16 protein-coding genes are annotated in these 11,714 nt (G+C 59.7%); 7 read left to right on the forward strand and 9 right to left on the reverse strand.

Annotated features, from left to right (window positions below; translation table 11 throughout):
- Together EN906_RS09285 and EN906_RS09290 are read left to right on the forward strand one after the other, a co-directional pair.
- Window positions 1-356 (forward strand): YbhB/YbcL family Raf kinase inhibitor-like protein (locus EN906_RS09285; RefSeq protein WP_164777139.1); only part of this gene is annotated, 356 nt, incomplete at its 5' end.
- Between the two features lie 84 nt (window positions 357-440).
- The gene (locus EN906_RS09290) at window positions 441-599 is read left to right on the forward strand and encodes a hypothetical protein (RefSeq protein ID WP_127268877.1); all 159 of its coding nucleotides are present in this window, start codon (window positions 441-443) and stop codon (window positions 597-599) included.
- A gap of 95 nt (window positions 600-694) precedes the next feature.
- On the opposite strand, the gene EN906_RS09295 is transcribed toward EN906_RS09290, so the two are convergent.
- Complete coding sequence (locus EN906_RS09295) at window positions 695-1,123, reverse strand: hypothetical protein (RefSeq protein ID WP_127268879.1); 429 nt, start codon at window positions 1,121-1,123, stop codon at window positions 695-697.
- 192 nt (window positions 1,124-1,315) lie between these two features.
- Between EN906_RS09295 and EN906_RS09300 the strand changes: the two genes are divergently transcribed.
- On the forward strand, window positions 1,316-3,217 hold the full coding sequence (locus EN906_RS09300) for a DUF4396 domain-containing protein (protein WP_127268880.1): 1,902 nt from the start codon (window positions 1,316-1,318) through the stop codon (window positions 3,215-3,217).
- A gap of 56 nt (window positions 3,218-3,273) precedes the next feature.
- Here EN906_RS09300 and EN906_RS09305 read toward each other — a convergent pair whose 3' ends face one another.
- On the reverse strand, window positions 3,274-3,432 hold the full coding sequence (locus tag EN906_RS09305; RefSeq protein ID WP_081738677.1) for a hypothetical protein: 159 nt from the start codon (window positions 3,430-3,432) through the stop codon (window positions 3,274-3,276).
- A 150-nt stretch (window positions 3,433-3,582) separates the two neighbouring features.
- Window positions 3,583-3,810 carry a hypothetical protein gene (locus EN906_RS09310; RefSeq protein ID WP_127268882.1) on the reverse strand — a complete coding sequence of 76 codons (228 nt, stop codon included), beginning with the start codon at window positions 3,808-3,810 and terminating at the stop codon, window positions 3,583-3,585.
- Window positions 3,811-4,062: 252 nt separating this feature from the next.
- On the opposite strand from EN906_RS09310, the gene EN906_RS09315 reads away from it, so the two are divergent.
- The 3 genes from EN906_RS09315 to EN906_RS09330 all read left to right on the forward strand — a co-directional run bounded on the left by EN906_RS09315 (window position 4,063) and on the right by EN906_RS09330 (window position 6,283).
- Window positions 4,063-4,458 (forward strand): hypothetical protein, encoded by a 396-nt coding sequence (locus tag EN906_RS09315; RefSeq protein ID WP_127268883.1) that lies wholly within the window; start codon window positions 4,063-4,065, stop codon window positions 4,456-4,458.
- 52 nt (window positions 4,459-4,510) lie between these two features.
- Window positions 4,511-5,701 (forward strand): NADH-quinone oxidoreductase subunit D, encoded by a 1,191-nt coding sequence (locus EN906_RS09320; RefSeq protein WP_127272699.1) that lies wholly within the window; start codon window positions 4,511-4,513, stop codon window positions 5,699-5,701.
- 396 nt (window positions 5,702-6,097) lie between these two features.
- Complete coding sequence (locus EN906_RS09330) at window positions 6,098-6,283, forward strand: hypothetical protein (RefSeq protein ID WP_127271064.1); 186 nt, start codon at window positions 6,098-6,100, stop codon at window positions 6,281-6,283.
- A 56-nt stretch (window positions 6,284-6,339) separates the two neighbouring features.
- Here the strand turns inward: EN906_RS09330 and EN906_RS09335 are convergent, their stop codons facing one another.
- Entirely contained in the window at window positions 6,340-7,089 is a 750-nt protein-coding gene (locus EN906_RS09335) for a metallophosphoesterase (protein ID WP_127271062.1), read from the reverse strand.
- The gene (locus EN906_RS09340; RefSeq protein ID WP_127375147.1) at window positions 7,082-7,891 is read right to left on the reverse strand and encodes a nucleotidyltransferase family protein; all 810 of its coding nucleotides are present in this window, start codon (window positions 7,889-7,891) and stop codon (window positions 7,082-7,084) included. Before EN906_RS09340 ends, EN906_RS09335 begins: the two co-directional genes overlap by 8 nt.
- Window positions 7,892-8,256: 365 nt before the next feature.
- Between EN906_RS09340 and EN906_RS09345 the strand changes: the two genes are divergently transcribed.
- Window positions 8,257-9,168: an agmatinase gene (locus EN906_RS09345; RefSeq protein WP_127271362.1), complete on the forward strand. Its 912-nt coding sequence runs from the start codon at window positions 8,257-8,259 to the stop codon at window positions 9,166-9,168.
- A 2-nt stretch (window positions 9,169-9,170) separates the two neighbouring features.
- Here the strand turns inward: EN906_RS09345 and EN906_RS09350 are convergent, their stop codons facing one another.
- The 4 genes from EN906_RS09350 to EN906_RS09365 all read right to left on the reverse strand — a co-directional run.
- Window positions 9,171-9,827, reverse strand: coding sequence for a DUF1629 domain-containing protein (locus EN906_RS09350; RefSeq protein ID WP_127271364.1), 657 nt, complete (start codon window positions 9,825-9,827; stop codon window positions 9,171-9,173).
- Window positions 9,828-9,891: 64 nt separating this feature from the next.
- A complete protein-coding gene (locus EN906_RS09355; protein ID WP_127272303.1) occupies window positions 9,892-10,554 on the reverse strand; it encodes a glutathione S-transferase family protein in 663 nt (220 codons plus the stop codon).
- A gap of 50 nt (window positions 10,555-10,604) precedes the next feature.
- Window positions 10,605-11,075: a hypothetical protein gene (locus tag EN906_RS38175; RefSeq protein ID WP_127271127.1), complete on the reverse strand. Its 471-nt coding sequence runs from the start codon at window positions 11,073-11,075 to the stop codon at window positions 10,605-10,607.
- A gap of 5 nt (window positions 11,076-11,080) precedes the next feature.
- On the reverse strand, window positions 11,081-11,714 hold a 634-nt coding region (locus tag EN906_RS09365; protein WP_127375148.1), incomplete at its 5' end, for an aldose 1-epimerase family protein.

An 11,714-nucleotide genomic window follows, 5' to 3' on the forward strand; every position in this document is an offset into this window, starting at 1 on the left:
AAGCAAAGAGTCTCGTTCTCGTCGTTCAGGATCCTGACGCGCCGAGCGGAACGTTTGGTCATTGGGCGGTGTTCAACATCTCCCCGGACACGAGGGAACTTCCCGAGGCCGAAAGCGGCAAGCCGGGTCCGGGCGCCCTCAGGCAAGCAACGAATGATTTTGGCAACGCCTATTACGACGGCCCTGAACCGCCGGTCGGACATGGCGTTCACCATTACCATTTCCGGCTGGCCGCGCTCGACACGCCGAGCCTTGCCATTCCAGCGAGCGTGGGCATCGAGCGCATCTGGCGGGAGGCGCAGAAACATTCGCTTGAGCAGGCTGAACTCATCGGAACCTACGAACGCAATTCGTAAGTTAATGACCAGGGGCGACCGAGGTGGCCTGCTGCACGGAACGGTTCTCCTCCTCGCCGGTTGTCTGGGAAAGGAGATGCCGCCATGTTTGGAGATATCATGTGGTTGGTCGTCGTTGCCGGCGGCCCATTGCTGCTGATCGTGCTGATGGCCTATGCCGTTATCGCACGCCGTCGGCGTGGACCCGCCGAACAACGGGAGAGCGACCGGGCGACCAACCGGCTGTACCAGGACAAGCGTTGATCCGCGTCGGCAAGACAATCCGATTGGCAAGACATCCAATCGGCAAGACAGGGGATCGTATGCCGCACCGAAGCGACGACGATCCCCAACTACGGTCAGCGCATTATCCTTTGCCGCAACCACGCAAAGAACCTGCCGCTGATGGCTGAGCGGACCCGCGTCGCAGCCCAGCGCGCTTTCATGGTTGAGCCGACGTGGCAATCGCAGACGATGTCGTGCAGCTGCCAGTCGTTCAGTTCGAAAAAGCGCCTTGCCTCACCGTATGTGTCGTCCTTTAAACCCGATGCGCGCAGCACTGGATCCTCGAAGGCGACCGAAATTGCCGTTCCCTCGCCCCGCATCAATGAACGTGCTTCAGGGTGCAGATGTTCGGTGCCTGCAAACGCCCCAAGGCATCGCTCGGGATTACGCTCCAGCAGTTCAGCCCAGCGCTCTATGCGCTGATTTCGTGTCATGGCGGAATAAGCAGCCGACGATTCAATCTTGGCGACGGCATGCAGTTGGTCGAGTGTTTGATGTTTCATGGCCAGCTCCTGTTGAGGCAGCGAAGCGCCCACGCCTTCAAGGGAATTACCGCGCGTTAATGCTTCGACAAGAGCGCCAGGCTGGAGAATTCGACACAACCGGATTGGGCCGGCGGGATCATAAACACGCCGGCTGCGTTCATCGACGGGGGCTGCTTGTGACAAGCCACTGATCCGCGACGGGATGCATCCATGTTCATCCAGCCAATCGACTATTTCCTTGCCGTCTGGTTCGCTCTTGCCGCCGCCTCGACGCTTTATGTCGGCTTCGATCAATACCGCAACAATCCCGAACCGGTGGTGATGAAATGGGGCTTCATCCTGGTGACCCTCTATATGGGTCCATTGGGGCTGCTGCTTTATGTGCTTGCAGACAAGGAGCCACGTCCAGGCGAGCATGAAGACTTCACCAGGCCGCTGTGGAAACAGGGGGTCGGCTCGACCATCCACTGCGTTGCCGGCGATGCGACCGGCATCATTCTCGCCGCAGTCATCACGGCAACGCTTGGCCTGCCGATGTGGCTCGACCTCATCGTCGAATATCTGGCGGGCTTTGCCTTCGGCCTGTTCATCTTCCAATCGCTGTTCATGAAATCGATGATGGGCGGCACCTACTGGGAGAACGTGCGCAAGAGCTTCTTGCCCGAGTTCATCTCGATGAATTTCATGATGGCCGGCATGGCGCCCGTCATGAGCTTTCTGATGATGGGACGCGACATGCGCGCCATGGAGCCGACCGAGCTTTTGTTCTGGGGCGTGATGTCGATCGGCGTCATCGCCGGCTTCACGCTCGCCTATCCGGCCAATGTCTGGCTGGTCGCGCGCGGGCTGAAGCACGGATTGATGACGCAGCGCCCGCAGGCGAACGAAACGAGCAGTGGAGAGCCGACCGCCCACCAACAGCACGCTACGCATCACCCCAACGCCGGCGACGATCGACGAAGCCGCAACACCTCCCACAAGTCCAAACGCAGCGGCCATCAGATGGAGACGGACGCTACGACGCCGCAGATTGCGGCCCTCGGTATTGTGTCGGTGTTGGCGTTGGCGATCGGCATGGCCGCGCCGGCGAACTGGCTGAACCTGACGCTTTCGGCGCGTGACGTCGGCGGCGCGATCATGCCGCAAGGCATGATCATGGGTCGCGACACGCCGGCGGAATCCATGCGTGACATGGCTGCAACCGATCCGCGTCGCGTTACCTCGTCCTATGGTCTTGCCGCCAAGGGCGACCAGGAACTGCCATTCCGTCTAGAGAACGGCGTCAAGGTGTTCGAGCTCAGACCATCGGTGGTCCGCTGGCAGATCCTGCCCAACGTCGCGGTCGACGCCTATGCCTACAATGGCCAGATTCCCGGTCCGCGCATCCACATTCGCCAGGGCGATAAGGTTCGCATCGACGTCACCAACGACCTGCCCGAGGAAACCACGGTGCATTGGCACGGCATGATCCTGCCGAACCAGATGGATGGACCTGCCGAGATCACCCAGCCGCCGATCGAGCCTGGACAATCCTATTCCTATGCGTTCACCGCGACCCAGCACGGGACCTACTTCTATCATCCGCATGCCAAGCCGGACCGCACCCAGGCGCTGGGGCTTTATGGGGCGCTGATTATCGATCCCGCCAATCCTGCCGACGAGGTTCCGGCTGACCACGACTATGTCATCGAACTTCAGGAATGGCTGGTGCGCGATGGGCTGACTTATCCGTCGATGCCCATGGAAGGCGGCATGCCGAACTTCTTCACCATCAACGGCAAAGCCTATCCCGCAACCGACACCATTCCTATGAAGGTGGGCGAGACGCTGAAGGTGCGTTTCATCGGCACCAACAACGGCTTCGTCCATCCAATGCATATCCATGGCGGACCCTTCGAGGTCGTCGCCCGTGACGGTGAGACGCTTTCTTCGTCGGCGCGCTTTCTGGCCGATACGATCAATGTCGGACCGGGACAGCGCTATGACGTCGTGTGGAAGGCGCTGCGTCCTGGCAAGTGGCTCATTCACTGCCACATCCCGCATCACACGACGAACAACAATGTCGAGGAGAAGGGCGGCGGCGGGCTGATGGTGGTCATCGAGGTCGGCTAGATCTGCCAACCCCTTGCGAATTTGCCGATGTCATCCGGAGGCCGCGTCGTTGCGCGCTACTTCTTGATAATGGTTCCGTTGCGCAAGTCGAATGCCTCGGTACCGCGAGCCTGGCGGTAGAAATCGTCCTGCAATTCGCCCCACTCGCCGAGAAAGGCGCCGCAATTGCTGCAATGAATTGGCGTCGATTCCTTGGCGTTGTCGGGAATGTCCATTTGGATAGTCCCACAAGCCTTGCAATCGAGTTTGTCGTCCAGCCGTCGTCCCATTTCCCAATAATTGCGCATTTTCGGCCATGAGCCAATTGTCGATTTCGTACCAAATCGCTTCAACCACCGGTGAGTCCTCCAGCCATGGCTCATCGGTCAATCGCGAGAGTCAAAAAGGACGGCCAGCCCCAGTTCCCGTGCCAGCTCGACGATCGTCTCCATCAACTCATCGTCTGTATCCTGCAAATAAGGCGCGTCCCTGCGAGCGGCCTCTATCGCCGCTTTGACCGAAACGATGTCGCCGTATCGCCCACTTCGAAGCTGCTCTGCCAGAAATGCCTTGGCGGTACCGACAGGTCTTATTGCCCATCTGGCGATGCTCATGCGGCTCCCTCCCATGGTCACCTCTGCTTTATTTTGATCCTCTCCAAGGTGCAGATCAATCGATGGTACGATTCCGTACGCAACCGCTCAGCCGGTTGGGAGACAGCCATATGACGTCGTCTGGGCCATGGTTCGTTCGGCGTTTCCCCAGGGGGGTCGACGCGAAATTGCCAGTGTGACCAGCCCCGCGGGAACAATCGCTCGGCATGGGGGTTTCTTCAAAATCTCCCTCGAAGGATGCAAGGAGCGACCATGCGCATGTTGACGATAGCTGTCGCACTTTCCGGGGCGGTCATCATTCAGCCCGTCTACGCCCAAACTGTTGGACCGCAGCTTCCCCAGGTGACGCCACCGCAGGGCGAAGTGCAACCGGAGCAGGCGCTGTCAGATCCAGGCTCTGCTGATTTGAATTTCACCGGCGTTGCCATTGTCGCCGTCGAGGATCTGCCTGACGAAATCAAGGCGCAGGCGGATGCCGTGATCAATCAGACCAGCGCCGAAGATTTGCTACGCCTGCAAAACTCAGTCGATGCTTCGCCTCAAGCGACATCGGCCTTGAGGGCGAATGGGCTCAATTCCTCGCAGGTTGTCGCTGCAAACATAGATGGCGATGGCACCCTGACGCTGATCATTCAGACGACGACTTGAGGCGCCGAACCATTCGCATCACGCCTTGCCCCGACAGTCGCGGAGAGCAGCGATGGTCGAAGCCCCCGTTCGCAACTTCACCATCAATTTCGGGCCCCAGCATCCGTCGGCCCACGGTGTTCTTCGGCTGGTGCTCGAACTGGACGGCGAGATCGTCGAGCGTGCCGATCCGCATATTGGCTTACTGCATCGCGGCACCGAAAAACTCATAGAGCACAAGAACTATTTGCAAGCGCTGCCCTATTTCGACCGGCTCGACTATGTCGCGCCGATGAACCAGGAGCATGCGTTCTGCCTCGCTGCCGAAAAACTGCTCGAAATCAGCGTTCCAACGCGTGGACAACTCGTCCGTGTTCTTTTTTGCGAAATCGGCCGGCTTCTGTCGCATCTCCTCAACGTCACGACGCAGGCCATGGATATCGGCGCGCTGACGCCGCCGCTTTGGGGGTTTGCGGAGCGGGAAAAGCTGATGGTTTTTTACGAGCGCGCCTCCGGCGCCCGCATGCATGCGAATTATTTCAGAATCGGCGGCGTGCACCAGGATATGCCTCCGAAGCTTCTCGACGACATCTGGGCTTTCTGCGATCCGTTCCTCAAAGTCTGTGACAACCTCGACGAATTGCTCACCGGCAGCCGTATCTTCAAGCAGCGCAATGTCGATGTGGGCGTGATCGGGCTGGAGGATGCCTGGGCCTGGGGATTTTCCGGCGTGATGGTGCGCGGATCGGGCGCCGCATGGGATTTGCGCAAGGCACAGCCATACGAATGTTACCCGGACATGGATTTCGACATTCCCGTCGGAAAGAACGGAGACTGCTATGACCGCTACCTGGTCCGCATGGAGGAGATGCGCCAGTCGGTGCGGATCATGAAGCAATGCCTGGAAAAACTGCGGTCACCCGAAGGCCAGGGGCCGGTCGCGCTTCCAAACCAGAAGATCACGCCGCCGCGGCGCGCCACGATGAAACGCTCGATGGAGGCGACCATCCAGCATTTCAAACTTTATACCGAGGGGCATCGCGTGCCGGCCGGAGAAGTCTACGCCGCGGTTGAAGCGCCAAAGGGAGAATTCGGTGTTTATCTGGTTTCCGACGGGGGCAATGTTCCTTACCGGTGCAAGATACGCGCGCCATCCTTCGCCCATCTGCAGGCGATGGATTTCCTGTCTCGAGGGCACATGATCGCCGACGTTGCCGCCATCATCGGATCGCTCGACATCGTGTTTGGCGAGATCGATCGTTAGCCGTCCGGAGGTGTGCTTTGCCCCGCGATAAAGAAACTCCATCATCCTACGCGTGGATGGGAGGCTCTTCATTCTCGTCGGGATTGGGCAGCGGGGTCTCGTCCGGGAGCCTTTCCGGTTCGGGTTCCTCGATCGGCTCGGGCTTCCATGTTGGAGGCGGCACGGGAACATCGCGATTTGGGTCTGGCTGTCTTGGCTGTGGCATCGAACTATCTCCGTTCAGTCGGAACAACTCGTGCGCCGTGGCATGGTTCCTGGCAGAATCCAGCGAGATCGTTACGCCCTCGGGACACGAGTATGTTGGTCCGCCCAGGTGAAGGCGCAAAAGTTGCAGATCGTTCGGAACCGGTCGGATTTTCGAGCCGTTGTCGTCGACAGGGATCAAGGAGAAGCGCGATGAAGGACAAGGAAGGAAATATCGACCATACATTGCCGCAGGTCGCCATCGACGATCAGCAGGTGCGACAACTGGCGGCCACGACCGATTTGCCGTCCAGGCAGGCTCGCGAACTGGTGCGCCGTCACGGCAACGACCCCCGGAAGCTGGAAGAGTTGGCGAAATCGATCAACGCCACCAATTGAGTCAAGGCCACCAATTGAGTCAAGGCCAATGGACACCACGGCGCATGCCGCTGGCGTCAGATTTCGAGCAAGGCGTAGGGGCGGCCGCTTGGCTTGGCCACATGCATGGCGACGTTGTAGACCTTGGCTCCGCCAGGTGTTTGACCTTCGTAAGAACCGCGATGTGCATGACCGTGCACGACAGCACTAACCTGGAATCGATCGATCGTCTCCGCCAGGCGTGAAGAGCCCAGAAATGGAAATATCTCCGGCGGTTCTCCCGCGACTGTGTCGGCAATTGGCGCGTAGTGGAGGATCACCAGTGTGCGCTTCGCCCGCACCTGGCGCATCGCATTTTCAAGTCGCATTGCCTCGTTCACGCTTTCCGCGACCATCGTCTTGATCGCCGGTTCACCGAATGAGCCGAGCATGCGTGAGCCGAAGCCGCCTATGAATCCCTTCACGCCGACAAAACCCACCTCCTCGATTTCAACTGCCTGCCCGTCGAGGAGATGAACATGCGCCTGGCGCAGGATCTTCGTGACGTCTTCCACCGCACCAGACTCGTAGTCATGATTGCCGAGCACCGCCACGACCGGGATCGAGCAGTTGCGCAGATCCTCGGCCAGCATCTCCGCTTCACGAGGCTTGCCGAGATTGGTCAGATCTCCCGTGAGAACGAGAATGTCGGCTTCGCTCGATATCTCGCCGAAGAGGTCGCGATACGAGGTTTGCGCATCTTCCCGCACATGGAGATCCCCGACCGCGGCAACTTTGAGCGCGCGTGCGCCCTCCTTGGGCGCGCTGCTCTTGACGGGATCAGCCATCACGGAATTCTCCCACACCACCGGCGCCGGCGAAGCCCCATTCCTTGACGTCGATTTCGTAATCGGTTTGCGAAAGCAGCCGCCCACGGCAGATCTTCATCCTTGGAGACGGCAACTGCCGTTGCTTGGCGAGGCGGTCGAGCAATTCATCGAGCAGCCACGCCGGGATATGATCGCGCTCGCTCGGATAGATCCACCTGAAATTGATAAGCTGCATCAACAGAACCTCCCAGTGAACCTCCAGATAAGAAAGCAGCCGGTGCCAATCGATCTGATCGCCCGCCTTGAGAATCGTATGAGCGATATCGGCGCCATCGTGTCGCCCTCTGTCCTGGATAAAGCATTTGGACCAGATGAGTTCGGTCGGGCCGATGATCCGCACCCTGCTGCCCAACAGCTCTGTTTGGCGGGCGTGTTCCAGCCACAGGTCGCCAACAGGCACCGTGCCGTTGGCCGAGCCGAATATGACGTCGAAGAAATGCGTGCCCTTGAACACCTTGCCGAGCCACCGGTCATCCTCGATTTCGACGGCATATCCAAGCTGCTTGAAATGAGCGAGGATCCGCGCGTAGTCGCCTGCCTTGCAGAAGATATCGAGGTCCTTGGTCTGGCGGGTGACACCCGTATAAGCGCTTACCGCGTAGGTCCCGGCGACCAGAAAGGGTATGTCGGTGGCGGTAAGCTCACGGATCGCTTCCGTGTAAAATACCTCCGCCTCGGCATTTTTGAGCGTCGGCGCCGCTTTTGCATCGATCTTGGGAAGCGAGACCAGAACGTTTTCAGGCAATGGACCATTGGTCATGAAACGATGACTCCGAATCCGGCAACCGGCAGTCGCCCGCTGTGGTAACAACGTGAACCTCGCCTGGTTCCGCTATCAGGCGACCAGCCAAGGTTCATTCTCGTCACGTACTGGAAATTTCGGGATCGCGCCTGCCGACGCAAGCCGCCCCAACGTCCTCGCCGGCAGCGCAATGTCGCCTCGAAATCGGCGCATGCCACCGCCAATGCCCCGTTGGCCCAAATTTGAAACACCAGGTGGGTGATCGATCTCGATTGTTTTAGAGTTTATTGGGCTTACCCAATCGGCACAAAGCTGAAGCCGGGGCGCTTGACTTAACCGCACCCGATCGGCGTGCGCTAAGCATCATCAGGATCCATCAAGGCATGACCCCCTCGCCTCCCTTTCTCGGCTTTCCAGACCGTCTCGCAGATGGTCACATGCCCCGCGCGGTGATCTTCGGGGCCGGTCACGGCAGCACTTATCCCGGCAAGGACAGCCGCGGCCATGCCTTGGCGGCGGATGCGATCCGCGTTGCGAGCCAGGACGATGCCGCGTTCGTCGAGCACTGGGATTTCGATCTCGGCGGCCCGCTGTTCGACGGCAAGCCGGCCTCTTGCATCGACGCCGGCGATATCTTGACCACCATGCATGACAATGCCGGCAACAGGGTCAGGATCGAGGCAAAAACGCGCGAAATCCTGGCATTGCCGGCCGTGCCGATCCTGATCGGCGGCGACTGTTCCATGACCATTCCCTTCCTCGCCGGCTTTGCGGAGCACGGGCCGGTCTGGGTCCTGCAGATCGACGCCCATATCGACTGGCGCGACGAGGTGTATGGCGAACGCCACGGCTATTCGAGCCCGATGCGCAGGGCGAGCGAGATGCCGCATGTCGCAGGCATGGTGCAAGTCGGCCTGCGCAGCGTCGGCAGCGCACGCATCACCGAGATCGAAGCGGCACGGCGCTATGGCAGCCACTTCGTGACCGCCCGCGAGGTTCACGCTCAGGGCGTCGAAGCCGCGCTCCGGCATATTCCGGAAGGCGCGCGGGTTGTCGTCACCCTCGACTGCGACAGCCTCGATCCAAGCGTCATGCCGGGCGTGGCGGCGCGTACACCCGGCGGTCTCACCTACACGCAGGTGATCGACCTGATCGCCGGCCTCGGCAGACGGGCCCGGATCGCAGGGTTCGACCTTGTCGAGTTCTATCCTCCGGCCGATATCGACGGCCTGTCAGCGCTGACCGCCGCGCGCCTTCTCGTCAATGTGGTCGGCACCGTCGTCCGGCAGGTTTGATATCAAAACCCTGCTTTTCGCCGCAGACCGGCCCAAAGGCGCGTGAGCGAGCTTGCGGTTGAAATGCCCTTTTCCACACCTGGGTACTCGATCCTGCCTTGTCCGGCCGGCTCGTCGCTCCAGACCAAGTTGAAAGCAATGCCCTTGAGCCCAAGCTCCCCGATCCGGCGTACGATCGTCTCCTGCAGATAGATATCGGATATTCGCACCCCATCGGCACGCTCGGGCAGCTTGAATGTCTCGGTACCGCCGATTGCGTCCGCTCGAAGGACGAGGCTTTCGATCACCATTATGCCGCCGTCGTCAAAGCGAACGATCTTTGAACGTTCCTCGTCCAGCGCATCGATCACGGTGGTGACATTGAAGAGCGATATGGCCTCGTCGGCACGAAGCGGCAGGAATTCACCGTACGGTTCGAGGGTTGGCCGAAGCAACTTCAACGCCCTCGCCCGCAGGATGAGCACATGCTCGCCAAGCCATGGAAAATCTGAATATTGCCGGAGCGTACCGTCGTCGTGTTCGCACAGGATCTCCATCCCGGGCGGATGCCATTGTGTCTGCTTCCGGCCGCAGAGCATCGAAAACAGCTGGTAGTCGTCCGCCTGTCGGGGAAGGACCCATTCCTGTCCTTCGACCACGCTCAGGACATAGATATTCATCCGATCCCCCGCACATCATTGCCTTGGTAGGCTCGGCCTGCTGCGCGGCTCTTCGCGCGCGTTCTCACCGCTGGTCCGCGACAGCCGTTTGCGGCACCGGCGGCAATTCGGGTGCATCCATCCCCTTGAAAGGGTCACGCCAGGCGCCGATGTCTTCAAGCCGACGGTACCAGCGGCTGACAGAGGAATAATCGTCGAGCGGCAATCTGGCGGCTTCGTTGAACGGCAGGAAGGTCGCCATTCGAAAATCGGCATAGGAAACCGAATTCCCGACCAGCCACTGCCGCTCGGCAAGCACGGCGTCGAGTATTGCCGCGGCCGTATGGAATTGGTTTAGGCCCTCCTCCACCCGCTTCTGATCGATCGGGCCGATGCCGTACCGCTGTTTGGTCCCACGTTCGAAATGCACCATGTCGCAAGCGAATGCGAAGTGCTCCTTGCCCCAGCTCAGCCAGCGGATCATCTCGGGTTCGTCATCGCCGGTGCGCCAGAAATCCGAATGCGCATCGCGCGAGAGCCGGCAGGCTATGGCGTCTGCCTCCCAGAGGCTTTTTCCCTCTTCTTCCGCGAGGATGGGCAGCGAGAGATTGGGATTTAACCGGCGAAATTTCTCCGCTTGCCCCGGAGCGAATGGCGAGGCAAATTCAAATTCGACTTTCGCGTCGAGGTAGCGTGCCACCGCGAGCGCGAGCCGAGGGTTCGGATTGCGGCTGAAATACAGCTTCATTGGGCACCGACGGTCTGAGCGACCACGCCATAGTCGATCATGGGCGGTCTCTATGCAGCTTCGAAGCCAGCTCGAGCGTCCATGTATCCTGACGGACTGGGCTCGCTTTTCATCATCGTTTTTCGCCAAGCTTCCTGCTCGGCATTTATCAGAGCCAATTCCCAAACACAGGCAACAACAGATCTCTTTACCGTATCCATCGGTTCGGCGGCGGAATACAGCTTCCGATAGATATGCTGACAAAGCACCGAACCTTGTATCCACCAGTGAACCGAGATGGAAACACCCAGCTCGCCAGGATGAATAATCACAAAGCCCATGCCATTGTCGTCACCCTCGTCCACCACACGCGGCAGAACCTCCTGTCGCACGAATGACTGTGCCAGGGTCACCATGGGTCCGTCGACCTTCTTGTTGTCTGCGACGAGGCCATAGACTTTGAGCTTGAGACCGCCAATGTCCCATTGGCCCAAATTCAAAACACCACGTGGATGGTAGATCTCGATTGTTTCAGAATTCACTGGGCTCACTCCAATTCAGCCATTCGCGCACGACGCTGCAGCAGACGTACCTGATAGCTCAGAACACGCTTCGCGGCAGGCTCGATCAACATCACGCTAGGCTTATCGATAAACTCACCATCGAAATCCACCGGGCTTGCAAGGCCATGCCAGGGTTCGATGCAAAGAAATGGCGCGCCGCCGGGTTTGGACCAGATACCCAATTCCTGGAATCCCTGCCACAACATCTCGATCGCGGGACCGCTCTCGGCAGCGTAGCGCACGCTGGAACTGACGGGCCGATCCATGATCACCGCGTCCTCGCCGAAGAGCCTTTCGGAGAGTGCCAGCCTTTTGCCTTCCACAGGCGTCGGTTGTGGCGCTTTCAGCAGCAGGCCGTCCTTCAGGCGGCGGATCGGCGCTTGCTCGGCGGAGGCAAAGGTCAGCTGGTAATCCGTCTTGGCCAGATCCGGAAGCAAAGGCCAATTGAACGCCGGGTGCGCCCCGATCGATGCCGGCAGCGGCTCATCGCCGGTGTTGGTGATGTCGAAGGTCACATCAAGCTGATGGCGGTCCAGCGTGTAAGTCACTGCCAGGCGAAAGGCGAAGGGGTAGTGCGCGCGGGTATCGGCATCGTCGGTGAGCACCAACGTGCAGGAT

The sequence above is a fragment of the Mesorhizobium sp. M7A.F.Ca.CA.004.06.1.1 genome, from assembly GCF_003999135.1.
Lineage (GTDB): Bacteria > Pseudomonadota > Alphaproteobacteria > Rhizobiales > Rhizobiaceae > Mesorhizobium.

Excerpts from the sequence above, each read along its gene's own strand:
- EN906_RS09320 (WP_127272699.1), top strand. The coding sequence starts at position 4,511 with ATGGTCGAAGCCCCCGTTCGCAACTTCACCATCAATTTCGGGCCCCAG.
- EN906_RS09345 (WP_127271362.1), top strand. The coding sequence starts at position 8,257 with ATGACCCCCTCGCCTCCCTTTCTCGGCTTTCCAGACCGTCTCGCAGAT.
- EN906_RS09335 (WP_127271062.1), bottom strand. The coding sequence starts at position 7,089 with ATGGCTGATCCCGTCAAGAGCAGCGCGCCCAAGGAGGGCGCACGCGCG.
- EN906_RS09305 (WP_081738677.1), bottom strand. The coding sequence starts at position 3,432 with ATGGACATTCCCGACAACGCCAAGGAATCGACGCCAATTCATTGCAGC.
- EN906_RS09310 (WP_127268882.1), bottom strand. The coding sequence starts at position 3,810 with ATGAGCATCGCCAGATGGGCAATAAGACCTGTCGGTACCGCCAAGGCA.
- EN906_RS09315 (WP_127268883.1), top strand. The coding sequence starts at position 4,063 with ATGCGCATGTTGACGATAGCTGTCGCACTTTCCGGGGCGGTCATCATT.
- EN906_RS09350 (WP_127271364.1), bottom strand. The coding sequence starts at position 9,827 with ATGAATATCTATGTCCTGAGCGTGGTCGAAGGACAGGAATGGGTCCTT.
- EN906_RS09330 (WP_127271064.1), top strand. The coding sequence starts at position 6,098 with ATGAAGGACAAGGAAGGAAATATCGACCATACATTGCCGCAGGTCGCC.
- EN906_RS09300 (WP_127268880.1), top strand. The coding sequence starts at position 1,316 with ATGTTCATCCAGCCAATCGACTATTTCCTTGCCGTCTGGTTCGCTCTT.
- EN906_RS09340 (WP_127375147.1), bottom strand. The coding sequence starts at position 7,891 with ATGACCAATGGTCCATTGCCTGAAAACGTTCTGGTCTCGCTTCCCAAG.
- EN906_RS09355 (WP_127272303.1), bottom strand. The coding sequence starts at position 10,554 with ATGAAGCTGTATTTCAGCCGCAATCCGAACCCTCGGCTCGCGCTCGCG.
- EN906_RS09290 (WP_127268877.1), top strand. The coding sequence starts at position 441 with ATGTTTGGAGATATCATGTGGTTGGTCGTCGTTGCCGGCGGCCCATTG.
- EN906_RS09295 (WP_127268879.1), bottom strand. The coding sequence starts at position 1,123 with ATGAAACATCAAACACTCGACCAACTGCATGCCGTCGCCAAGATTGAA.